This is a genomic window from Mesorhizobium waitakense (assembly GCF_056431085.1).
This window is the reverse complement of sequence record NZ_JBWKME010000192.1, coordinates 157,141-179,731: the sequence shown is the minus strand read 5'-3', so window position 1 is coordinate 179,731 and position 22,591 is coordinate 157,141. Positions and strand designations below refer to the sequence as shown.

General features: G+C 63.6%; 24 protein-coding genes. 12 read left to right on the top strand and 12 right to left on the bottom strand.

Going from position 1 to position 22,591, the window contains the following annotated elements; all coding sequences use genetic code 11:
* Positions 1–69: 69 nt before the first annotated feature.
* Positions 70–735: a heme exporter protein CcmB gene (ccmB, locus tag AC07FD_RS35370; protein WP_478353590.1), complete on the bottom strand. Its 666-nt coding sequence runs from the start codon at positions 733–735 to the stop codon at positions 70–72.
* A 37-nt stretch (positions 736–772) separates the two neighbouring features.
* Complete coding sequence (gene ccmA, locus AC07FD_RS35365; RefSeq protein ID WP_478353589.1) at positions 773–1,393, bottom strand: heme ABC exporter ATP-binding protein CcmA; 621 nt, start codon at positions 1,391–1,393, stop codon at positions 773–775.
* Between the two features lie 281 nt (positions 1,394–1,674).
* Here ccmA and acnA point away from each other — a divergent pair, with 281 nt between their 5' ends.
* Entirely contained in the window at positions 1,675–4,365 is a 2,691-nt protein-coding gene (gene acnA / locus AC07FD_RS35360; RefSeq protein WP_478353588.1) for an aconitate hydratase AcnA, read from the top strand.
* A gap of 45 nt (positions 4,366–4,410) precedes the next feature.
* On the opposite strand, the gene AC07FD_RS35355 is transcribed toward acnA, so the two are convergent.
* Entirely contained in the window at positions 4,411–5,091 is a 681-nt protein-coding gene (locus AC07FD_RS35355; protein WP_478353587.1) for a ceramidase domain-containing protein, read from the bottom strand.
* Positions 5,092–5,266: 175 nt separating this feature from the next.
* On the opposite strand from AC07FD_RS35355, the gene AC07FD_RS35350 reads away from it, so the two are divergent.
* Positions 5,267–6,067, top strand: a complete 801-nt coding sequence (locus AC07FD_RS35350; RefSeq protein WP_478353586.1) for a DUF1223 domain-containing protein — start codon at positions 5,267–5,269, stop codon at positions 6,065–6,067.
* A gap of 468 nt (positions 6,068–6,535) precedes the next feature.
* Positions 6,536–6,922, top strand: coding sequence for a DUF2794 domain-containing protein (locus AC07FD_RS35345; RefSeq protein ID WP_378921401.1), 387 nt, complete (start codon positions 6,536–6,538; stop codon positions 6,920–6,922).
* 4 nt (positions 6,923–6,926) lie between these two features.
* On the opposite strand, the gene AC07FD_RS35340 is transcribed toward AC07FD_RS35345, so the two are convergent.
* The 4 genes from AC07FD_RS35340 to AC07FD_RS35325 all read right to left on the bottom strand — a co-directional run bounded on the left by AC07FD_RS35340 (position 6,927) and on the right by AC07FD_RS35325 (position 11,864).
* Entirely contained in the window at positions 6,927–7,496 is a 570-nt protein-coding gene (locus AC07FD_RS35340; RefSeq protein WP_478353585.1) for an N-acetyltransferase family protein, read from the bottom strand.
* 121 nt (positions 7,497–7,617) lie between these two features.
* The gene (locus AC07FD_RS35335) at positions 7,618–8,391 is read right to left on the bottom strand and encodes a Bax inhibitor-1/YccA family protein (protein ID WP_478353584.1); all 774 of its coding nucleotides are present in this window, start codon (positions 8,389–8,391) and stop codon (positions 7,618–7,620) included.
* Between the two features lie 228 nt (positions 8,392–8,619).
* The gene (locus AC07FD_RS35330) at positions 8,620–11,169 is read right to left on the bottom strand and encodes an ABC transporter permease (protein ID WP_478353583.1); all 2,550 of its coding nucleotides are present in this window, start codon (positions 11,167–11,169) and stop codon (positions 8,620–8,622) included.
* Positions 11,169–11,864 carry an ABC transporter ATP-binding protein gene (locus AC07FD_RS35325; RefSeq protein WP_478353582.1) on the bottom strand — a complete coding sequence of 232 codons (696 nt, stop codon included), beginning with the start codon at positions 11,862–11,864 and terminating at the stop codon, positions 11,169–11,171. The genes AC07FD_RS35330 and AC07FD_RS35325 overlap by 1 nt, the downstream gene beginning before the upstream one ends.
* An 85-nt stretch (positions 11,865–11,949) precedes the next feature.
* Here AC07FD_RS35325 and AC07FD_RS35320 point away from each other — a divergent pair, with 85 nt between their 5' ends.
* Together AC07FD_RS35320 and thpR are read left to right on the top strand one after the other, a co-directional pair.
* Positions 11,950–12,594, top strand: a complete 645-nt coding sequence (locus AC07FD_RS35320) for an arylesterase (RefSeq protein ID WP_478353581.1) — start codon at positions 11,950–11,952, stop codon at positions 12,592–12,594.
* 125 nt (positions 12,595–12,719) lie between these two features.
* Entirely contained in the window at positions 12,720–13,316 is a 597-nt protein-coding gene (gene thpR, locus AC07FD_RS35315; RefSeq protein ID WP_095083984.1) for an RNA 2',3'-cyclic phosphodiesterase, read from the top strand.
* Here thpR and AC07FD_RS35310 read toward each other — a convergent pair.
* Positions 13,220–13,738 carry a low molecular weight protein-tyrosine-phosphatase gene (locus tag AC07FD_RS35310; RefSeq protein ID WP_478353580.1) on the bottom strand — a complete coding sequence of 173 codons (519 nt, stop codon included), beginning with the start codon at positions 13,736–13,738 and terminating at the stop codon, positions 13,220–13,222. The two genes, thpR and AC07FD_RS35310, sit on opposite strands and share 97 nt — an antisense overlap.
* A 51-nt stretch (positions 13,739–13,789) precedes the next feature.
* Between AC07FD_RS35310 and AC07FD_RS35305 the strand changes: the two genes are divergently transcribed.
* From AC07FD_RS35305 to AC07FD_RS35295, 3 genes are all read left to right on the top strand, one after another.
* On the top strand, positions 13,790–14,086 hold the full coding sequence (locus AC07FD_RS35305) for a 4a-hydroxytetrahydrobiopterin dehydratase (protein WP_478353579.1): 297 nt from the start codon (positions 13,790–13,792) through the stop codon (positions 14,084–14,086).
* 116 nt (positions 14,087–14,202) lie between these two features.
* Positions 14,203–14,565 carry a YkvA family protein gene (locus AC07FD_RS35300; protein WP_095084391.1) on the top strand — a complete coding sequence of 121 codons (363 nt, stop codon included), beginning with the start codon at positions 14,203–14,205 and terminating at the stop codon, positions 14,563–14,565.
* Between the two features lie 275 nt (positions 14,566–14,840).
* Positions 14,841–15,344, top strand: coding sequence for an invasion associated locus B family protein (locus tag AC07FD_RS35295; RefSeq protein WP_095083982.1), 504 nt, complete (start codon positions 14,841–14,843; stop codon positions 15,342–15,344).
* Positions 15,345–15,420: 76 nt separating this feature from the next.
* Here AC07FD_RS35295 and AC07FD_RS35290 read toward each other — a convergent pair whose 3' ends face one another.
* Together AC07FD_RS35290 and AC07FD_RS35285 are read right to left on the bottom strand one after the other, a co-directional pair.
* Positions 15,421–16,776, bottom strand: coding sequence for a chloride channel protein (locus AC07FD_RS35290; protein ID WP_478353578.1), 1,356 nt, complete (start codon positions 16,774–16,776; stop codon positions 15,421–15,423).
* Positions 16,777–16,987: 211 nt separating this feature from the next.
* Complete coding sequence (locus AC07FD_RS35285; protein WP_478353577.1) at positions 16,988–17,287, bottom strand: hypothetical protein; 300 nt, start codon at positions 17,285–17,287, stop codon at positions 16,988–16,990.
* A gap of 297 nt (positions 17,288–17,584) precedes the next feature.
* Between AC07FD_RS35285 and rlmN the strand changes: the two genes are divergently transcribed.
* Genes rlmN through AC07FD_RS35270 form a run of 3 tightly spaced genes read left to right on the top strand, consistent with a single transcriptional unit; the run spans position 17,585 to position 19,709 of the window.
* Positions 17,585–18,820: a dual-specificity RNA methyltransferase RlmN gene (rlmN, locus tag AC07FD_RS35280; RefSeq protein ID WP_478353576.1), complete on the top strand. Its 1,236-nt coding sequence runs from the start codon at positions 17,585–17,587 to the stop codon at positions 18,818–18,820.
* Complete coding sequence (locus AC07FD_RS35275) at positions 18,817–19,260, top strand: hypothetical protein (RefSeq protein ID WP_478353575.1); 444 nt, start codon at positions 18,817–18,819, stop codon at positions 19,258–19,260. Before rlmN ends, AC07FD_RS35275 begins: the two co-directional genes overlap by 4 nt.
* Positions 19,257–19,709, top strand: coding sequence for a hypothetical protein (locus tag AC07FD_RS35270; protein ID WP_478353574.1), 453 nt, complete (start codon positions 19,257–19,259; stop codon positions 19,707–19,709). Before AC07FD_RS35275 ends, AC07FD_RS35270 begins: the two co-directional genes overlap by 4 nt.
* Positions 19,710–19,721: 12 nt before the next feature.
* Here AC07FD_RS35270 and AC07FD_RS35265 read toward each other — a convergent pair whose 3' ends face one another.
* The gene (locus AC07FD_RS35265; protein ID WP_478353573.1) at positions 19,722–20,363 is read right to left on the bottom strand and encodes a LysE family translocator; all 642 of its coding nucleotides are present in this window, start codon (positions 20,361–20,363) and stop codon (positions 19,722–19,724) included.
* A 198-nt stretch (positions 20,364–20,561) separates the two neighbouring features.
* Here AC07FD_RS35265 and AC07FD_RS35260 point away from each other — a divergent pair, with 198 nt between their 5' ends.
* Positions 20,562–21,785, top strand: coding sequence for an argininosuccinate synthase (locus tag AC07FD_RS35260; protein WP_478353572.1), 1,224 nt, complete (start codon positions 20,562–20,564; stop codon positions 21,783–21,785).
* Positions 21,786–21,860: 75 nt separating this feature from the next.
* Here the strand turns inward: AC07FD_RS35260 and AC07FD_RS35255 are convergent, their stop codons facing one another.
* Positions 21,861–22,532 (bottom strand): hypothetical protein, encoded by a 672-nt coding sequence (locus AC07FD_RS35255; protein ID WP_478353571.1) that lies wholly within the window; start codon positions 22,530–22,532, stop codon positions 21,861–21,863.
* Positions 22,533–22,591: the final 59 nt, after the last annotated feature.

The following is a 22,591-nucleotide window of genomic DNA, read 5'->3' as shown; positions in this document are numbered from 1 at the left end:
CATGCCTTCCCTTATCCCCGCACCATCGGCTTCGCAATCGGTCGCCGCGCCGCAGCCTTTGATGTCACCTCAATCCGTTCCATGACGAAGCGCCAGCGCCGCCGAGACCGGGCCCAGCACCGCAAGAAACAAGGTCAGCGCGGCAAGAATGAGGAAGGGCTGCAGAAACGGATCGGGATTGGCCGTCGCGCCGTAGCTCGCCGAAACGCCGAAGATCAGCACCGGGATGGTCAGCGGCAGCACCAGCACCGAGATCAGCAGCCCGCCACGCGGCAACGCCACCGCCACCGCCGCACCGGCGGCGCCGACAAAGGTGATCGCCGGCGTGCCGACGAGCAGCGTCAGCGACGTGGCACCGATGCTGATCGGCTCCATGTTCATGAACAGGCCGAGCAAGGGAGCGGCGACCACCAACGGCAGCACGCTGCCTGCCCAATGCGCCAGGCATTTGGTCAGCACCGTCAAGGCCAGCATGTGGCGATCGTTGCCCAGCACCAGCAGATCGAGCGAGCCGTCCTCGCGATCGGCCTGGAACAGCCGGTCAAGGCCAAGCAGGCAAGAGAGCAGCGCGCCAATCCACAGGATCGCCGGCCCGATGCGGGCAAGCAGCTTGAGGTCCGGCCCGACGCCGAAAGGGATGGTGGCGATGACGGCGAGGAAGAAGATGACCCCAGTCAAAGCCCCGCCGCCGGCACGGATGTTGAGACGGATATCGCGCAGGAAGAGGGCTAGCATGATTTGAGGTGCCTTTGCCCAGAAAGGAACGCCGATATCACTGCCCCATCCTCAATTCCTTCGCCCCATCCAATCCCAGCGGCAAATGCGTCGCCGCAACGATGATCCCACCCTCCTCACAATGCTTCCCCATCAGCTGCGCAAATCGCCGCTCCGAAGCCTTGTCCAGCCCCGCCGTCGGCTCGTCGAGCAGCCACAGCGGCCGGTGGCTGACCAGAAGCTTGGCGATCGCCGCGCGCCGCCGTTGCCCGGTCGAGAGATAACCGAACGGCAAATGGCCGATGCCGCCCAGCCCGACCGTTCCCACCGCCTCTTCGACGCCGACATCTCCATCGCCATTGAAGTCGCGCCAGAAGCACAAATTTTCCGCCACGCTGAGCGCCGGCTTCATTGCGTTCTGGTGACCAAGGTAATGACAGGCCGACGCGATCGACGGAAACGCTTCGCCCCCTTCCTCAATCCTCATGACGCCTTCGATCCGAACGCTGCCTTCGGCCACCGGCAGCAGTCCGGCGATGACCCGCAGCAGGGTTGATTTGCCCGCACCGTTCGGCCCGGTGACGACCAGCGCCTGACCATCCTCCAGGGCAAAGTCGATGTCGGAAAACACCGTGTCGCCGCCGCGTTCGCCGCTCAGATTTTCGGCGATCAGCCGCATCCCTCGCCTGCCCTGAGAACCATGTGTCGCGACAGCTGCCGCATCGCACAAATTTGCTTTGCAACTGTCTAGAACTATTCCAGAAAATTCTCTATATGCGGTGCATCCGTGCCAGCGGTCGGCGCGGGAACAGAATTAGCGCCGAACCAGCGCACGCGCCGCCTTGAACGGCTCGGGTTGCTTGGGAACGGACAGCGGAAATGGCCGTACCCGCACCTTTGCGCGTGATTGCATGCCATCGGCGTCCGTTCCCTTTCAGGCTGAATAGACAAGGATCGCACGTGTCAAAATCCCTCGACAGTTTCAATTGCCGCCGCACGCTGACCGCGGGCGGCACGGAGTATGTCTATTTCAATCTCATCGAGGCTGAGAAGAACGGCCTCACCGGCATCGCCCAGCTGCCCTATTCGATGAAGGTGCTGCTGGAGAACCTGCTGCGCAACGAGGACGGCCGCTCCGTCACCAAGGAATCGATCCAGGCGGTCGCCGGCTGGCTGACCGACAAGGGCACCGCCGGCGTCGAGATCGCCTATCGCCCGGCCCGCGTGCTGATGCAGGATTTCACCGGCGTCCCGGCGGTGGTCGACCTTGCCGCCATGCGCGACGCCATGGCCTCGCTCGGCGGCGACCCGCAGAAGATCAACCCGCTGGTGCCGGTCGACCTCGTCATCGACCATTCCGTCATCGTCGACGAATTCGGCACGCCGATGGCCTTCGCCCGCAATGTCGAGCTGGAATACGAGCGCAACGAGGAGCGCTACAAATTCCTGAAATGGGGCCAGCAGGCGTTCCGCAACTTCCGTGTCGTACCGCCCGGCACCGGCATCTGCCACCAGGTCAACCTCGAATATCTCGGCCAGGTGGTGTGGACCAACACCGAGGACGGCGAAACCACCGCCTATCCCGACACCTGCGTCGGCACCGATTCGCATACCACGATGATCAACGGCCTTGGCGTGCTGGGCTGGGGCGTCGGCGGCATCGAGGCCGAGGCGGCCATGCTCGGCCAGCCCGTCTCCATGCTTTTGCCGGAAGTCATCGGCTTCCGCCTCACCGGCAAGTTGAAAGAAGGCGTCACCGCCACCGACCTCGTGCTCACCGTCACCCAGATGCTGCGCAAGAAGGGTGTCGTCGGCAAGTTCGTCGAGTTCTTCGGACCGGGCCTGTCCAACATGACGCTGGCCGACCGCGCCACCATCGGCAATATGGCGCCCGAATACGGCGCCACCTGCGGCTTCTTCCCGGTCGACAGCGAGACCGTCCGCTACCTCACAATGTCCGGCCGCAGCGAGGATCGCATCGCATTGGTCGAGGCCTATTCGAAGGCGCAAGGCCTGTGGCGCGACACCGGCTCGGCCGACCCCGTGTTCACCGACCTGCTCGAGTTGGAACTTGGTTCCGTCGTGCCGTCGATGGCCGGCCCCAAGCGGCCCGAAGGCCGCGTCGCGCTGGAAGGTATTCCGGAAGGCTTCACCAAGGCGATGGAGACCGAATACAAGAAGGCCGCCGAGATCCACAAGCGCTACGCAGTCGAAGGCACCGACCACGATCTCGGCCATGGCGACGTCGTCATCGCCGCCATCACCTCCTGCACCAACACCTCGAACCCGAGCGTGCTGATCGGCGCCGGCTTGCTCGCCCGCAACGCCAACCGCCTCGGTTTGAAGCAGAAGCCGTGGGTGAAGACCTCGCTGGCCCCCGGCAGCCAGGTGGTCGCCGAATATCTGGAAAAGTCAGGACTGCAGAAGGAGCTCGACCAGATCGGCTTCAACCTGGTCGGCTTCGGCTGCACCACCTGCATCGGCAATTCCGGCCCGCTGCCGGCGCCGATCTCGAAAACCATCAATGAAAAAGGCTTGATCGCCGCCGCGGTCCTGTCCGGCAACCGGAACTTCGAAGGCCGCGTCTCGCCCGACGTGCAGGCGAACTATCTCGCCTCGCCACCGCTGGTCGTCGCGCACGCGCTGGCTGGAACCGTCACCAAGGACCTCACCACCGAGCCGCTCGGCGACGACAAGAACGGCAATCCGGTCTACCTCAAGGATATCTGGCCGAGCTCGGCCGAGATCCAGGAGTTCATCGAGAAGAACGTCACCCGCGAGCTGTTCGCCCGCAAATATGCCGACGTCTTCAAGGGCGACGAATACTGGCAGAACGTCGAGGCGCCGGAAGGCCAGACCTACACCTGGGACGACAACTCGACCTATGTGCAGAACCCGCCCTATTTCGCCGGCATGACCGCTGGTTTCGGCAAGATCGGCGACATCAAGGGCGCGCGCGTGCTCGGCCTGTTCGGCGACAAGATCACCACCGACCACATCTCGCCGGCCGGTTCGATCAAGGCGGCCTCGCCGGCCGGCGAATATCTCACCGACCATGGCGTTGGCGTCGCCGACTTCAACCAGTACGGCACGCGTCGCGGCAACCATGAGGTGATGATGCGCGGCACCTTCGCCAACATCCGCATCCGCAACCACATGCTGGGCGAGAATGGCAGGGAAGGCGGCTACACCATCCACTACCCGTCGAAGGAAGAGGAATCGATCTACGATGCGGCCATGGAATACAAGAAGGAAGGCGTGCCGCTGGTGATCTTCGCCGGCGTCGAATACGGCAACGGCTCGTCGCGCGACTGGGCGGCCAAGGGCACCAATCTGCTCGGCGTGCGCGCCGTCATCGCCCAGTCCTTCGAACGCATCCATCGCTCGAACCTGGTCGGCATGGGTGTCATCCCGTTCGTCTTCGAGGAGGGCACGTCCTGGGCGTCGCTCAACCTGAAGGGTGACGAGCTGGTCGAGATCGACGGGCTGAGCACCATCAAGCCGCGCCAGACGATGACGGCCAAGGTCACCTATGGCGACGGCACGGTGAAGAACGTGCCGATCATCTGCCGCATCGATACGCTGGACGAGCTCGACTATTTCAAGAACGGCGGCATCCTGCAATACGTGCTGCGCGATCTGGCAGCTTAGGGGAGTAGGGCAGTAAGGGAGTAGGGAAGTAGGGAAGGGGAAGACCTATTCCCCTATTCCCCTATTCTTCGGCGCTCCGAAGCGCGCCGCTGCGGCCAGCAGCACGCCGAGCATCAGTCCGTTGAGGATGTGCCAGAGGAAATGCGTGCCGAGCGGGAAGCCGGCGCAGACCAGCGGGTCGACCATCCGGCAGATGACGGACACGACGAAGATCGCCGATCCCACCAGATTGTACCAGCCGGCGCGATTGCCGCTGGCCGCCACCAGTATGCCGAAGAAGGCGAGCGCCAGGAACGGCGGCAGGTAGCCCGTCGTGCCATTCGAGGCCTGGCGAAGCCAGTCCGGCACCGCCAGCGTCAGCAGCCCGGCAACCACGTAAAAGGCGACGAAGATGGCAATCGCCTTGCCCCATTGCATGCCGAGGAAGCGGCGCAGGTTGAACAGCGTATAGGCCAGCGTAAAGCCGGCGATCGGCAGCACATCGGCCCAGACGGTGCCCCTAGTGGCGAAGGTGTGGAAGATCGTCGAGCCGATGCCGATTGCCACCACCCACCAGGCCAGCACTTCGGCGAAGGTACCGGTGCGTAGCCTTCGCACCTCGCGCACGCCCCACAGGCCGGCGGCGATGAAGGCAAGGTTTGTCAGGGCATTGACCGGCTCGGACCAGAGTTCCGGGCCGGTTCGCTCGCAATAGAGATCGATCGGCGCCGAAAGAGTTTGCCACATCGTGATTGCCGCCCGAATCGGTTTCTACCCTGAACTGCGAGCCCTTCTCCTATTGCGCCGCTGCGGTCGGTTGCAACGGCAAAAATTTCACCGCAACGTGACTTCCCGTTGACTTCCGCTTCTGCCACATATTCCAGCAACGACAATAAAGCCGGCGCCACCGGCGGGAATCGGAATGACCATGGCCTCGCGAAAAACATTGTGGCTGGCGGCCCTTGCGCTGGCCTTCTCAGCGGCTGCCGGCACCGGCCAAACAGCCGAGCCCGGCAAGACGCAGGCCGACAAACCTCAGATCGACAGGCCCCAGATCGACAGGCCCTTGGGCGTGGTCGAGCTGTTCACCAGCCAGGGCTGCAATTCCTGTCCGCCGGCCGATGCGTTGTTCGCCGAACTGGCCGCCAAGGAAGACATCGTCGCGCTCGCCTACCATGTCGACTACTGGGATTATCTCGGCTGGCAGGACACGCTGAGCCGCAAGGAGAACACCGAGCGGCAAAATGACTATATGCGCGCCTTCGGCAGCCGCTCCGTCTATACACCGCAGGCCGTCATCAACGGCCGCGTCCATGTCAACGGCGCCAGCCGCGTCGATGTCGATGGCGCGCTAGCGCGCATGGCCAAGAGCGGCCAGGGCATGCGGGTTGCCGTCAAGGTCAGCAGGACCAGCGACCGCGTGATGATCGACGCCGGCGATGCCGGAAGCGGTCCCAGCGATGCCCATGTCGTCATCGTCTATTTCGACCCGCCGCAGACGGTCAAGATCGGCCAGGGTGAGAACACCGGCCGCAAGCTGACCTACTGGAACGCGGTCTCGGGCATCCAGACCGCCGGCATGTGGCACGGCAAGGCGCAGCGCTACGAATTGCCGATGAGCGAGATCTCCAAGAAGGGCGGCTGCGCCGTGCTGCTGCAGTCGGTCGGCAGGGATGGCTTGCCCGGCCCCATTCTCGGCGCCGCCTTCATTCACAAGCCTTAGCATCTCGAGGTTGCGGCTCGCCCATGGCGAGGCGAGGTTGCACAGACGATCGTGCTCTGCCTCGCCGCATTGCCCCGCGCTCCACCCCAAAAACAAAAAACCGACGTCAGCTTGCTTCTGACGCCGGTCATTTAGGTTTTGGGATCGTCGCACCCGATCCTTCCGAAGAAAGACCGAGGTTGGTTCGATCCGACGCAGACCCGTGGGCGGGGGGCTTGGGGTTTACGAGCCGGTGCCGGACCGAACCGTCTCAGGCAACGCCGGTAAATTCGTCGGACATTGGGGCAAGAGCGCGGATAAAAAATGGCGAGAATGTGACGAAGCATCACCAATTCCAACAGGCGTTTCATAAAAGTGACTGGACGTTGCGGAAATAGCGCCACGCCGCGCTCGCTTCGCCGGGTCTTGCAATTCGGCTGCGAACGCGCCAACTTTGGTTGGCAAAGATTCATTTTGAAGGATCGAGGCATGACCGACGACAGCGGCGGGACGGGGGATGGGGACGCATCCGCAATATTGATCCCGCTGCACGAGGCGCGACGCGAGCGCCTCGATCAGCCGGTGCGGTTCGACCGGCGTGAACTGGACCAGATCCTGAGGCTCTACGGTCGCATGGTCGCCGCCAACGAATGGCGCGACTACGCCATCGATCATCTCACCGACAGAGCTGTTTTTTCCGTGTTTCGCCGCACCAGCGAAGTGCCGCTGTTCCAGATCGTCAAGGACCCGAAACTGGCGCGCAAGCAAGGTGCCTTTGCCGTCATTGCCGCCGGCGGCCGCATCCTCAAGCGCGGCCAGGAACTCGGCCGCGTGCTTGGGATCTTCGACGGCAAGCTGAAGCTCGTCGAGGCTTAACCCTTTATTTTTTCTGGCGGAATTTTCGCTCCGGCAGCGAATCGGGATCGGGTGGAGCGAGCGGCCCGCCATTCAGCGAGAGCTGCATGAACACCGTGTCCAGCCAGCGCCCGTGCTTGTAGCCGGAGCCTTCGAGGCGTCCCGAATGGCGAAAGCCGAGCTTCTCGTGCAGCCGCACCGAGGCGCTCTCCGGCCGCCCGTCGCCGATCACCGCGATGATCTGGCGGAAGCCCACTGAGCGGCAGGCCTCGATCAGGCTTTGCATCAGCAACAGCCCAACTCCCTGGCCCTTGGCCTGCGGCGCGACATAGACCGAATCCTCGACGATGAAGCGATAGGCCGGGCGCGGCCGGAAGGCGCCGGCATAGGCATAGCCGAGCACGGTGCCGTCCTTTTCCGCCACGAGATAGGGAAAGCCTCCAGCCATCAGAGTGTCGAAGCGAGCGCCCATCTCAACACCGCCGGGCGGCTCCAGCTCATAGCTCGCCGTGCCCTGGGTGACCGCGTCAGCATAGATTTCCGTGATCCGGTCGAGGTCGGCCTCTATCGCGGTCCGGATAATGATATTGCTCATTATTTATGCATGCCGTTGTTTTGCCCGCAATACAGCAAAACCCGACACAAAAGAAAAGGGCGGCCGTTAGGCCGCCCTTTCCAAACTCGCTGGTCCAGTCAGACCATGGCGCGGACAGCCTTTAGCGGCGGTCGCCCATGAACTGCAGCAGGAACATGAACAGGTTGATGAAGTCGAGGTAGAGCCTCAGCGCGCCCATGATCGCCTTGCGGCCGGCGACATCCGAAGCGTCGCCCTCGAAATACATCTCTTTGATCTTCTGCGTGTCATAGGCGGTCAGGCCCGCAAAAATCAGCACGCCGATCGCCGAAACAGCGAAGGACAGCGCCGACGACTGCAGGAAGATGTTGATCACCATTGCGATGATCAGACCGAACACGCCCATGATCAGGAACGAGCCCATCGCGGTCAGGTCGCGCTTGGTGGTGTAGCCATAAAGCGACAGCGCGCCGAAGCCCGCGGCGGTGGCGAAGAAGGTCTGCGATATGCTGGCCGTGGTGTAGACCAGGAAGATCGACGACAGCGACAGGCCGACGAGGCCGGCATAGACCCAGAACGTCGTCTGCGCCGCCGATACGCTCATCGACTGGACGCGGAACGACAGGAACATGACAGCGGCCAGCGGGGCAAAGATCACCACCCATTTCAGCGGCGACCCGAAGATCGCATAGCCAAAGGAGGTCAGCATCTGGCCGCTTGGCAGCGTCGCGACAGCCGAGGCCGGATCGGTGGTGGTGGCCAGCATGATTGTGCCGACCGCGACAAGGCCGGTGATGAGGAGGCCAAGCCCCATCAGATTGTAGACCTTGACCATGTAGGCGCGCAGGCCCTGATCGATGTCGACGGCAGCGCCGGGCACGGCACGCGTCTGCAAGTTGCGAATGGGTTCAGCCATGGTAGTCCTCTTATTGCTTCTGCCCCGTCGGGTGTCAGGTCCACCAGACCCAGGCGCCGCTGGCGGAGCTCCAGCATGCCTGTGGCGAAATATGATGGTTATTCGCGTCGAGAACAAGACCGTAACCGGGTGTAATGCTTCGTGAGACCCGCACGGTCCGGTTTTTCCGGCCTTTGGCGGCGCAACATTGCTCCGATTTAACCAAATCTGGGTCCCGGCGGGCGGAATTCAGAGGTTGCGCAGCACCGGTGCGGCCTTGTGGCCGAGGACCCGCCAGGTGCCGACGAGACCGATGCCGACCGTGATGACAAGCGAAAACAGAATGGTCGCCACCGCCACCTCGGGCATGAAATGCGAAGGCAAGGTCATGATGCGGGCGACGACGAACCATGCGGCGGCACCACCCGCCGCGAGGGCGAAGATCGCGGTGGCGAGCCCGATCAGCATGTATTCGAGCGAGAAGGCGGCAATCAGCGTCGTGCGTGTCGCGCCCAGCGTCTTCAGCACCACCGCGTCATGGATGCGAGCCCGGTTGCCGGCGGCAAGCGCACCGGCTAGCACCAGCACCGAGGCGATCAGCGCCACGCCGGCGGCAGCCCGGATCGCCGTGCCGAGCTGCCCGACCAGCCGGTTGACGACGTCGAGCGCATCCTTGACCCGGACTGTCGTCACCGCCGGGAAGGCGCGGGTGACGGCATTGAGGATCCGCGCGTCGTCGGCCGTCGAGGCGGTCTTTTCGGTCAGCGTCGCCATCCAGCCATGCGGCGCTCCTGCGAATGTGTTGGGCGAGAACACCATGACGAAATTGATGCCCATGGTCTCCCATTCGACCTGACGGAAATTGGCGATCTTCGCCGTCACGTTGCGGCCGAGCACATTGACGGTGATGGTATCGCCGAGCTTCAGCCCGATCTCCTTGCCTTCCACGGCCGAGAACGAGACCAGCGGCTCGCCGGCATAATTGTCCGGCCACCAGCTGCCCTCGGTCAGCGTCGCGTTGTCCGGCTGGCTGGCGTCGTAGGTCAGGCCGCGATCGCCTTTCAGCACCCAGGCGCCTTCCGCCGGCACCGTGACCTTGTCGACATCGACGCCGTTGAGCGCCATCACCCGGCCGCGCAGCATCGGCACCTTGGCCAGCGTCCCCTGCGGCGCCTGCTTGCCGATCAGCGCCGAAAACGCATCGACATCGCTGCTCTGGATGTCGACAAAGAAGAAGTTCGGCGCCCGCTCCGGCAGGCTGCCCGAGATCTGTTGCCGCAGGTTGCCGTCGATCAGCGCCAGCGTCACCAGCAGTGTCAGGCCGAGCCCCAGCGACAGCACCACCGATGGCGTCAAGGCGCCGGGCCGGTGGATGTTGCCGACGGCGAGCCGCAGCGCCACGAAGCCCACGCGCGGGCTCTTTCTGGCCGCCCACTGCACCAGTGCGCCGACCAGGCGCAGCACCAGGAAAGCGAAGATGGTGGCGCCGACGAAAATCGAGGCGATGCGGCGGTCGCCGGAAAAAAGGATGGCCAGCGCTGCCAGCAACAGCGCGATGCCGACAGCGGCCGCGACATAGACAGGGCGCGGAAAGCCGCGGCCTTCAAGCCCCATCTCGCGAAACAGCGCGGTCGCCGGCACATCGCGGGCGCGGCCGAGCGGCAGCAGCGCGAAGGCCAGCGTCACCAAAAGGCCGAACAGCGCCGCCATGCCGAGCGCGCCGGGATAGAAGCCGCCCTCCGCCGGCACCGGAATGACCTGATGGAGGGCGGCACCGGCCGCGAACGGCATCAGCGCCCCGAGCACGAGGCCAAGCACGATGCCCAGGGCGGCGATGATCAGGATCTGCACCAGATAGACGGCAAAGACGAAGCCGCCCGAAGCGCCCAGGCTCTTGAAGGTGGCTATGACGCCGCGCTTGCCGTCGAGATAGGCGCGCACCGCATTGGCGACGCCGACACCGCCGACCACGAGCGCCGTCAGCCCGACCAGCGTCAGGAATTGCGAGAAGCGTTCGATGTTGGACGACAGCGCCGGCGCCGCATTGCTGCGCGTGCGGATCGACCAGCCGGCCTGCGGAAAATCCTTGGCCGCCTGATCCTGGATAGCCTTGAGCCGCGCCTCATCGGCATCGGCGGGCAGCCGGATCTTGTAGGCGTTTTCGACCAGGCTGCCCGGCTGGATCAGCCCGGTGGCCGCCAGCCCTTCGGTCGAGATCATCAGCCGCGGCGCAAAGGCAAAAGCATCGGACACCGCATCCGGTTCGGTGACCAGCCTGGCGCGCAGTTCGAAGGTCGCGGTGCCGAGCTTCAGCCGGTCGCCGATCTGCAGATGCAGCCGTTCGAACAGCAGATCGGGTGCGGCGGCGCCGAAAACGCCGAACTCTTCGCCGAACAGTTCCTGCTTCGACAGCGCCGGCTCGGTCTCCAGCGCGCCATAGAGCGGATAGGCGTGGTCGACCGCCTTGGCCTCGACCAGCGCCTGGTCGGTTCCATCGGCGAGACGCGCCATCGAACGCATGCTGGCGGTGTGCGAAACGACCCCCAGCCCGTCAACGAAGCCGCGTTCGGCCTGGCTGGCGTCGCGTTGGTTGATCTGGAAGCGGAGATCGCCGCCGAGCAGCGTCTGGCCCTGATTGGCGACACCGGCGGTGATCGAACGCGCCACCGAGTTGACGCCGCCGATTGCCGCGACGCCGAGCGCGATGCAGGCAAGGAAAATCAGGAAGCCGGACAGGCCGCCGCGCATCTCGCGCAGCGAAAAGCGGACCGCAAGGCACAGCGTCCGCGACACCGGCATCAGGCCGTCACCTTGACGGGTGCCGGCGCCTCGATCCGGCCCGACCGCATCGAAACCTGGCGCGAGCAGCGTGCCGCCAATGCCGGATCGTGGGTGACCAGCACCAGGGTCATGCCGCGCTCGGCCGCCTTGGCAAACAAGAGGTCGGCGACCTGCCGCCCCGTCGCCTGGTCGAGATTGCCGGTCGGCTCGTCGGCAATGAGAATGCGCGGCGACGGCGCCAGCGCCCGGGCGATCGCCACGCGCTGCTGCTCGCCGCCCGACAATTCGCCGGGATAATGGGTGACGCGATCGCTCAGGCCCACGGCCGCCAGTTCGCGCGCCGCGACCGAAAACGGATCGGCATGGCCGGCGAGTTCCAGCGGCACCGCGACATTTTCGAGCGCCGTCATGTTGGGAATGAGATGGAAGGACTGGAACACGATGCCAATGTTTCGGCCACGAAACGAGGCAATCTGGTCCTCGGTTTTGCCATTGAGCAGCACGCCGGCGATTCTGACCGTACCCGAATCGACCGTTTCAAGGCCTGCCAGCACCATCAGCAATGTCGACTTGCCCGAGCCCGAAGGACCGACGATGCCGGTCGCCTCGCCTGCAGCAACATCGAGGCTGACACCCTTCAGCACATGCACGGAGGACGCCCCTTCGCCAAGTGTCAGCGATACGTCTTTCAGCGCGATGACGGCTTCTGTCAAAATGAAAGCGTCCTATATCAAGGGATGAAGGCTCTGCTTGCCGGATGCCGTCGGAAGAATTCCTTGGTCATATGGGGCCTGCCGCATGTCTTTCAAACGCCTGATTGCCGCAGGCTTCATCGTTTTCCTCGCCATTTGCGGCACCTTTTCGTCGGCGCTCGCCGAGCCGTTCAAGATCGTCGGCTTCGGTGACAGCCTGATGGCGGGCTTCGGCCTTGGGCCGGACCAGGGCTTTACCGAAAAACTGCAGGCCGCCCTTCGCGCCGAGGGTCACGACGTGACGGTCGCCAATGCCGGCGTCTCTGGCGACACGACAAGCGGCGGCCTGGCGCGGCTTGACTGGTCGGTGCCCGACGGCACGCAGCTGGTCATTCTCGAACTCGGCGCCAACGACATGCTGCGCGGCGTCTCGCCCGACATCGCCAGAAAGAACCTGGATGACATGATGGGCAAGCTCAAGGACCGCAGGATTGCCGTGCTGCTGGCCGGCATGCGCGCCGCGCCCAATCTCGGCGCCGACTACCAGAACGCCTTCGATGCCATCTTTCCCGACCTTGCCAAGAAATACGACGTTGCGCTCTACCCGTTCTTTCTCGACGGCGTCGCCGGTCAGCCCGGCATGCAACTCGAGGACGGCCTGCATCCGAGCCCTCAGGGCGTCGACCAGATGGTCGAACGCATCTTGCCGACGGTCGAAAAGGCGATCGCGGCGGCGCCGGGAGGTTCGTGAGATCGGACTAATTGCTTCCGTTGGGGAAACTTTTAACAAAGCCTGTGACCAACAAACCTCTTGCTCCGTTTGATTTTCGATGATTCGCTAGGGCTAATATTCGATTCGAGGAAGGGAGGCTCTTCATGCCGCGTCTTTTCACCGCCCTCGAAATACCGCGTGACGCGGCCCTTTCGCTGTCCCTGCTGCGGGGCGGCCTGCCCGGGGCCCGTTGGATCGACGTCGAAAACTATCATCTGACGCTACGCTTCATCGGCGATGTACCGGGTCATGTCGCCGACGAGATTGCCAACGCACTCGACCGCGTCCACCGCCCCTCCTTCCCGCTGACCCTGTCCGGCGTCGGCGCTTTCGGCCAGAAGAAGCCGCACGCGGTGTGGGCGGGTGCCTCCGCCTCGCCCGATCTTGCCGCCCTTCAGGGCGAGATCGACCGCATCTGCCAGCGGCTCGGCATTCCCGCGGATCCGCGCAAGTTCATGCCGCATGTGACGCTGGCGCGCTTGCGCAATTCGACCCCGCTGGACGTCGCCCAGTATCTCTCGGCACGTGGCAATTTCTCGACGTTGCCGTTCCGTATCGGCCGTTTCGTGTTGATGTCGTCGCGCGATTCGGTCGGTGGCGGCCCCTACATCGTCGAGGAAGCCTGGCCGCTGTCGGGCAAAGACGCCCGTGCTTCGAGCCTTGTCGCCAGCGCCTCCGACGCCTCGCGGATCATGCGGTAGACCGACGCGAAGGCTTCCGCCCCGTCATAATATGGGTCCGGCACGTCGCGCGCATTGCCCTTGGCGAACTCCAGGAACAGGTGCAACCGGTCGTGCATGGCCGCCGGCGCCAGCGCTTTCAGGTCACGAACGTTCGACCGGTCCATGCCGAGGATCAGGTCGAAGCAGTGAAAATCCTCCGGCGAGACCTTGCGCGCCCTCTGCCCGGAAATGTCGACGCCGTGACGCACCGCAACCGCGATCGAGCGTGGATCGGGAGGTGAGCCGACCTCCCAGCCGCTGGTTGCGGCTGAATCGAGCAGCATATCCCCGCCCCACCCGCGCTCTGCCAGCACGGCGCGAACAGCGCCCTCAGCCAGCGGCGACCGGCAGATGTTGCCGAGGCAGACGAAAAGAATGGAATTTATGGGCTTCGCGCTCATCGATCCAACGCTATGGTGACGACTTCAGTCGAAATAGCATGGGAAGCTGATATGACGAGAGAGAAACTGAGCCGGGAAGCCGTAGAAGCCGCGTTGACCGGTCTCGACGGCTGGGCGCTGGCCGCCGATGGCGCCTCGATCAAGCGCACGTTCACCTTCGCGAATTTCTCCGAAGCCTTTGCCTTCATGACCCGCGTAGCACTTGCCGCCGAGAAGATGGACCATCATCCCGACTGGTCGAATGTCTACAAGACCGTCGACGTGACGCTGAACACCCATGATGCCGGTGGCGTGACCGCGCTCGATATCGATCTAGCGAAGAAGATGAACCGCTTTTTCGGTGGCTGAACGGCGCAGCGGTTGCCAAATCGGCACCGGCATCTTGCAGCGTGGCTCGGGTTTCACCACATTTTCGCTCGCGGGCATGCGCAGGGATGCGCATGGACGCTCGCAAGGAGAAACTAATGGCGCAACAATCCGGTTTTGATTTCTTCGGCTTTGGCGGCAAGCTCGGCGACGAGAACGAAGTGCGCGAGAAATTCTGGCGCACGGCGAAGAAGGCCGCGCGGCAGATACCCTTCATGGAAGAAGTCGTGGCCGCGTATTACTGCGCTATGGACAAGAACACACCGCTGCGCGCCAAGGGCATTCTGCTCGCCGCGCTCGGCTATTTCGTGCTGCCGGTGGACGTGATCCCCGACTTCGTCCTCGGGCTTGGCTTCACCGACGACATCGCCGTGCTCACCGCCGCGATCACCGCTGTCAGCGCCCACATCACGCCGGCGCACCGGCAGGCTGCCAAGGACGCCATCGCCGACAAGGGCTGAGCAGGCCGGCGCCCGCGCAAATGCCTTTGGAGCCTGCGTTTGGCGGCAAAGCAAAAAGTCAAACTCTTGCCGCTTTCGTGGCCTCCAAGTCGCGAAAGGGACGTCGCGCCACCCGCTCGCAAGGCGGCGGCGCGGGAATGGCGGCGGTTTCCTCGGGTGTGGGTCCTTTTCTCAAAGGAAATTCACCGTTTGGTAACCCAGATTAAATCAAAATGAAGCGACGGGCAGGACGCTGAGCCGGCCTGCCGCCGCACCTTTGGAATACGGGAAAAACGATGCGCGGATTGATTGCTACAGTTTCGAGCCTGGCCCTGGTAGCCATGGCAGCGCCGGCACTGGCGCAGTCGGCGACCAAGATCGGCCAGCACAATGCCTGGGGCACCTACAGCTACCAGGCATCGGGCGGCAAGGTCTGCTATGTCCTGACCGTGCCGACCGACAAGCAGCCGCCGACGCTCGACCATGGCGACATGTTCTTCTTCGTCAGCCAGCGGCCCGGCCAGCAAGTGTCCTATGAGCCGCAATTCATCGCCGGCTACACCTTCCAGGAAGGCTCCAAGGCCACCGTCACCATCGACAAGAAGTCGTTCTCGATGTTCACGCGCGGCAAGTCGGCCTGGGTCGAGAACGCCGCCGAGGAGCCGGTGCTGATCGCCGCAATGAAGACAGGCACCGACATGAAGGTGACGGCGAAGTCGGGCCGCGGCAATCCCACCTCCTATGTCTTCTCGCTGAAGGGCATTTCGGCGGCGCTGTCGTCGATCGCCAAATGCAAATAGCAAAGTGCAAATAGGCAGAGCTCCAAAGCTTCGTTTTACACCACAGGCCGGGCCGCAAAGCCTGGCCTTTTGCTTTTTAGCCCGGGCTTGATCCCGGCGCGGCTTCCGCCCGCCGCCGCCGGATCGCCTCGGCGATGAAGACGCGTGACAGCGCGTGATAGAGCGGCTCGTGCGAGACCATGCGCGCCGTGCCGTAGCCGAGCATCGAGGCCAGCATCAGCGCGATGACATTGTCGTGATTGCCGGTCATTTCCAGGATGATGACGAAGGCCGTCATCGGCGCCTGCACCACGCCAGCGAAGTAGCCGGCCATGCCGAGCAGGGCCGCCGCCCCCGTACCGGCGCCGAACAGCAGGCCGAGCGAACTGCCGATGCCGGCGCCGACCGCCAGCGATGGCGCGAAGATGCCGCCCGGAATGCCGGAGATCATCGACAACAGTCCCGCCATGAACTTTTCGGCAAAGAAGAACCAGGGCAGCGGCGTGCCTTCGACGGCGCTACGCGCCTGTGCGTAGCCGGTGCCGAAGGTCAGCCCGCCCGAGGCGATGCCGATCACCGCCACCAACAAGCCGCAGACGGCCGCCACGACCAGCGCGCGCGGCAAGGGCTGCCCGCTGTGCCAGCGCCGAATCCGCCGCGTCGCCTTCAACGCCAACAGCGAGAACAGCGCGCCCAAACCGCCGCCGATGACGCCGCAGGAAAGCACCAGCGGCCATTCGGCGGCAAACGAGATCGTCTCCCTGGCGACGCCGAAATAGGTGTAGTTGCCGAGCAGGCCAAGCGAGGCAAGGCCAGCCAGGATCACCGCCGTCAGCACCAGCCCGTTGGTGCGCGCCTCGTAGGTACGGCCCATTTCCTCGATGGCAAAGACGATGCCGGCGAGCGGCGTGTTGAAGGCGGCCGCGATGCCGGCCGCCGAACCGGCCAGGATCAGGCCGCGCGCCTGCGCCATGCCGCCCCAGCGCGCCACCTGCAGCATCAGCGACGCGCCGACCTGCACGGTCGGTCCTTCGCGGCCGATCGAGGCGCCGCAGAACAGGCCAACGACGGTAAGCGCGATCTTGCCCGCCGCCAGCCGCAGCGACAGGATGTGGCTGCGGTCGTCATCGTCGCGCAGGTGGCGGGCGGCGATCGCCTGCGGAATGCCGCTGCCTTGCGAGCCCGGGAAGAAGGCATGAGCCAGCCACGCGCACAGCACGAAGCCGAGCGGCGTGACGATGAGCGGCAGATCGAAGCGCCAGCCGTCACCATTGCCTGTCATCGCATGGAACAGGCCTTGCGCCCTGTCGGCCAGCATTGCGAACAAAACGCTGATGACGCCGATCGAGATGGCGCCGGCCCAGAACACCAGGCGCGGCTGCCAGACACGCCGTGAGCCCAACATCGCGCGCGAACGCCGCAGCATGGGATATTTTCGCGATGCGCCGGCCATGTCAGTCCTCGTGCGGGGGATGCCCAGCCCTAGCACAGGCGTGAGGTGGATCAACCCTGCGCGTTCAGACCCCGACGGCAAGAGTTTGCCGCCGGGGTCTGACTCAGAGCCTCCATCCGTCACACTGGCGGCAGATATGCGGCCTGTTGGGGTATCCCGCCGGCCTGTGCCGACGGGACGGTCTACCTATCGGCTTGTTCGTATGGCCGATTTACATGGCCATTTTTTCACATTCGGCCTGAGCTTTCTTGGTCGACGTATCGATCATGAAGGCTTTGCCCTTGGCGTCGGTCATCATCATCATGCAGTGCTTGATGGGTTTCGCCATCTTCATCATCTCGGCGCCCATCTTTGCGTCCGGCATCATGGTGCCCATGTGCCCATCCGGCATGATCGCCATCACTTCCCCGCCCTTCATCATAGTCATCGTGCCCATCGCATCCTCGGCAAATGCCTGCGGGGCGGAAAGGCCAATGAGACCGGCAATCAAAACGAGCTTGATCGAGTGCATTCTGCGTACTCCCATTTTGCAGGGGCAAAGGTGCCCCTTTTCAGGTTCGCTGGCGCATTGCGGACCATTACGCCAACACGAATATGTGATCGGTTTGTCCTGCAGGCGCCCGCGGATGAAGCGATATGCCGGCCGGATCCATGCTCTGATCTGACTGCGACTGAACCAAAACCGCGGCGACGGACCGACCCGGATCGCCGCCCCGCATGACTCCGCCCCCAACCTGTGCTATGCGCCGCGCTTCATTTCCGGCACGATGGTGAAATCGGCCGCAAACCGCTTATGTCAAGTGCAACCATGACCCTTTCATTCGATCTTACCACCGAGGGCGCCCGTGACGCCTTGCGCGCCCGCGCCGCACAGCCGGAAAAGCAGTCGCTGATCGGCCTGACGCGGGCCGAGCTCGGCGAGGTCCTGGTTGCATCCGGCACCGTGCCGGAGCGCCAGGCGAAGATGCGCGCCCAGCAGCTCTGGCACTGGATGTATGTGCGCGGCGTTTCCGACTTTGCCGGCATGTTCAACATCTCCAAGGATTTGCGCGCCGAGCTGGACAAGCACTTCACCGTTGCCAGGCCCGAGATCGTCGAGGAACAAATCTCCTCCGACGGCACCCGCAAATGGCTGTTTCGCTTTCCGCCGCGCGGCGCCGGCAGGCCGGTCGAGATCGAGACCGTCTACATTCCCGAGGAGGGCCGCGGCACGCTCTGCATCTCCTCGCAGGTCGGCTGCACGCTGACCTGCTCGTTCTGCCACACCGGCACGCAGAAGCTGGTGCGCAACCTGACGGCGGAGGAAATCCTCGCCCAGCTGCTCACCGCCCGCGACCGGCTCGGCGATTTCCCCGACCGCGACACGCCCGACGGCGCCATCGTGCCGGCCGAGGGCCGCAAAGTCTCCAACATCGTCATGATGGGCATGGGTGAACCGCTCTACAATTTCGAGGCGGTGAAGAAGGCCCTGCTGATCGCCTCCGACGGCGACGGCCTGTCCTTGTCGAAGCGACGCATCACGCTCTCGACCTCCGGTGTCGTGCCGGAAATCTTGCGCACCGGCGAGGAGATCGGCGTCATGCTGGCGATCTCGCTGCACGCCACCAATGACGACCTGCGCGACCTGTTGGTGCCGATCAACAAGAAGTATCCGCTGAAGGAGTTGATCGCCGCCTGCCGCGCCTATCCCGGCCTGTCGAACGCCAAGCGCATCACCTTCGAATATGTGATGCTGAAGGACGTCAACGATTCCATCGAGGACGCCAAGGGCCTGATCAAGCTGCTCAAGGGCATTCCGGCCAAGATTAATCTGATCCCGTTCAACCCGTGGCCGGGCACCAACTACCAGTGCTCGGACTGGGAGACGATCGAGAAATTCGCCGACTACATCAACAATGCCGGCTATGCCTCGCCGATCCGCACGCCGCGCGGCCGCGACATCCTCGCCGCCTGCGGCCAGTTGAAGTCTGACTCCGAGCGCATGCGCAAGGTCGACCGGCTGGCGCTGGAAGCGATGATGATCGCGGGGCACGGCGAGGCGTGAGCCGCCGCTTCGCCTGGCCGAAACGCTTCGCCACGATAGCAGTCGGCTATATCGCCGCCGTGCTGACCTCGATCTTGGTCCCCGTGCTGCTGATCGCTCTTCTGGAAGGAATCGAAGACGGGAACTGGTCCATCATTTTCGCATTCGACTGGCTGGGTTCCTTCCCGCTCGCCGTGTTGACCGTGATGGTCAGTGCGCTGTTGATCGTCGGCCCGGCAATCTTTGTCGCCGAGCGGTTGTCGCTTCGAGGATGGTTCTACTTTGCAGTCACGGGTGCGGTAACGTCCACCGCTTTTGGTGTTTCTATTCCGCGTTCGGCCGGAGGCTTTGTTTTCAATCCGGGCTTTCTCGGTTTCTTGGCCACGGCCGGCACGGCTGGCGGCTCGGTCTACTGGCTTCTGGCCGGACGCAAATCTGGCACACGCCGAGATTTGGGATGACCCGCCTCATTGCTTACCTCGTCCGTTTCGCCGTCATCCTGTTCGGCTATGCTGTGGCGTCGCTAGCGGCGAGCGCCTTCCTCAACATCCTGTTCCTGGCTTCGCTCGGCTACATGCCGGAGTACGCGCACCCGAAGGCAACCGCTTCCCTGTATTTTTCAATTCCCTTCGTCGCCCTGTTCGTCGCCTATTTCGCCTTCATGCCGGCGGCGATCGTCATCCTGCTTGCCGAGATCCTCGGCCGGCGCGACTGGCTATTCTATGCGCTGGCGGGCGCGGTGGTCGCGGCCGTTTTCCTCGGCCTGGTCGACTATGCCCGGGACGCGGCCTTCGCGGTCCGGCAAACCAGCGCCATCCTGGCGGTGATCGGCGGCGGCATGGTCGGCGGCATCTTCTACTGGCTCAGCGCCGGGCGCTGGGCCGGAAGCTGGTGGCAAGACGGACCATGATTCCGAAAAGACCTACTTCGCCTGGGCCGTCAGGATCTTGAGCGCGAAGGCGGAAAACACGCCGGCGAAGAGATAGTCGACCACCCGCGTCACGCGCGGGCTGGCCTTCATCGCCGCCGAGAATTTCTCCGCCGCCAATACCATCGGCGCGGTCACCGGGATCGACAGCACGATGAACATCGCGCCGAGAAAAAACAGCTTTCCCGGCGCGTTCGGGTCATGCGCGGAGACGAACTGCGGCAGGAAGGTCATGAAGAACAGGATGATCTTCGGGTTGAGCAGATTGACGCCGAGCCCCGCCGCCCAGCTGCGCAACAGCGAAACCTGAGGTCCCGTCTTCTTCTCCGGTGAGAAGGCCGAGCCCCTGGTAACCGCTTGCCACGCGAGGAAGACCAGATAGCCGGCGCCAAAGATCTTCAGCACGAAGAAGGCCATCGGCGAGGCGACGATCAGCGCCGAGACACCGACCACCACCAGCGTGGTGTGGATCAGCGTGCCGCACAGCGCGCCGGCCATCGAGGCAAAGCCGGTGGCGCGGCCCTGGCTCAGCGTGCGCGAGACGAACAAGGTCATATCCGGTCCGGGCGTGATCGCCAGGATCACGGTGGCGATGGCGAACTGGAGCAGCGTGGCGGTGTCTGGGATGAACGACATGGACGGCCCTTTGGCTCGGGAACACGCAAGCCTATAAGGGATACGAACCATCGCTGCCAGCAACTGGAAGGCTGAAAGGCTGATCCAGCGCCCCGGATCGTATCCGTTGACCCAACGGTCCGCGGCGTTCATCTCTTGCGTAGCCCGGAAACGGCGTGATACCTCGCCCGCTGAGAACTCCTGTCGCGGAACCGCCAAATGTCAAAAGCAAAAGACGTCAAGAAAGTCGTGCTCGCCTATTCCGGCGGCCTCGACACATCGATCATCCTGAAATGGCTGCAGACCGAACTCGGCGCCGAAGTCGTCACCTTCACCGCCGATCTCGGCCAGGGCGGCGAACTCGAGCCGGCCCGCCGCAAGGCCGAGATGATGGGCATCAAGGATATCCGCGTCGTCGACGTGCGCGAGGAATTCGTCTCCGATTTCGTCTTCCCGATGTTCCGCGCCAACGCCGTCTATGAAGGCACCTACCTGCTCGGCACCTCGATCGCCCGGCCGCTGATCTCCAAGCATCTGGTCGAGATCGCCAGGGAGACCGGCGCCGACGCGATTGCGCATGGCGCCACCGGCAAGGGCAACGACCAGGTTCGCTTCGAGCTCTCGGCTTACGCGCTGAATCCCGACATCAAGGTCATCGCGCCATGGCGCGACTGGTCGTTCAAGTCGCGCACCGACCTGATCAATTTCGCCGAGCAGCACCAGATTCCGGTGCCGAAGGACAAGAAGGGCGATGCGCCGTTCTCGGTCGACGCCAACCTTCTGCATTCGTCTTCCGAGGGCAAGGTGCTGGAAGACCCGTGGAGCGAGCCGCCGGAATTCGTCCACCAGCGCACCGTTTCACCAATGGATGCGCCGGACAAGGTCACCGAGATCGAGATCGAATTCCTCAAGGGCGATCCCGTAGCGCTCAACGGCAAGAAGCTGTCGCCGGCCACCATGCTGGCAGCGCTCAACGATCTCGGCCGCGACAACGGCATCGGCCGGCTCGACCTGGTCGAGAACCGCTTCGTCGGCATGAAGTCGCGCGGCGTCTACGAGACGCCCGGCGGCACCATCCTGATATCAGCCCACCGCGCCATCGAATCGATCACGCTCGACCGTGGTGCCGCGCACCTGAAGGACGAGTTCATGCCGCGCTACGCCGAGCTGATCTACAACGGCTTCTGGTTCGCGCCCGAACGGCTGATGTTGCAGGCGATGATCGACAAGAGCCAGGAAGACGTCGAGGGCACGGTGCGCCTCAAGCTCTACAAGGGCAACGTCATGGTCACCGGCCGCAAGTCGAAGAAGACGCTCTATTCCGATGCACTGGTCACCTTCGAGGACGACCGCGGCGCCTACGACCAGAAGGACGCCGCCGGCTTCATCCGCCTCAATGCGCTGAGGCTGCGCACGCTTGCCGCACGCAGCCGCAAGAGCTGACCATCAGATGGCATGTCCAAACCCGGCTTTGGCCGGTTTTGGACTGCTACCTCGACGCGAGTCATGATTTGCCGGCTAAATGTCCAAGTCCGACACATGCGGATAGATGTGTACCACATAGCGACTGAGAGCATGTCGTTCAGAAAGCCCTATGATATGGTGGACGACCTTGTACGCGGCCTCCCACTCCGCTCTTGTTTCGGGTCCTCCGATGTCCCGGTCTCCGACGAAATTCGCCAGCACGAGCCAAGCTTTGCACCCCTCGCGACGAAGGAAGTGCAAATGGGAAAGCCGGTTTGCCAATTGATAAAATACATCGACCCATGGCGCGCGCGGTCTTGCTCCGAGATATTCGATAGTCTGAGCCAGCGCTTTCTCGATGACCATGCGCGATCTCGGACCGGCCGATGAGGCTGGCGAACACAACTCGGCAATATGCGCCTTCGCCTCGACCAGCAGAATATCTCCTGCACTCGTCCTGCCAAGCGCGTCCCATTGGGGTCCGCGTTGGGGCCAATACTCCGAGAGACGACCGGACAACTCACCAACACCGACCAGATCAAGAAAATCGCGATCACGATATTCTGCGTAGTCATCATTCGCTATCGGTGACAGCCAAACCGTCGACGCTGCAGTAGCAACAAGTTTACCAAGGGGCTCGCTGAGCACGCGTGGAGTTCTATTCACCGCGCGCTGTATCCATTTCAAGCTACCGCGCTGGCCGACCTTCTGAACGGCCCTCGACATCTTGCGCCCCCGATTCTTCCCATTCCCTGGCTTTGATGCGAAAGCCTGCTCATTCAGTC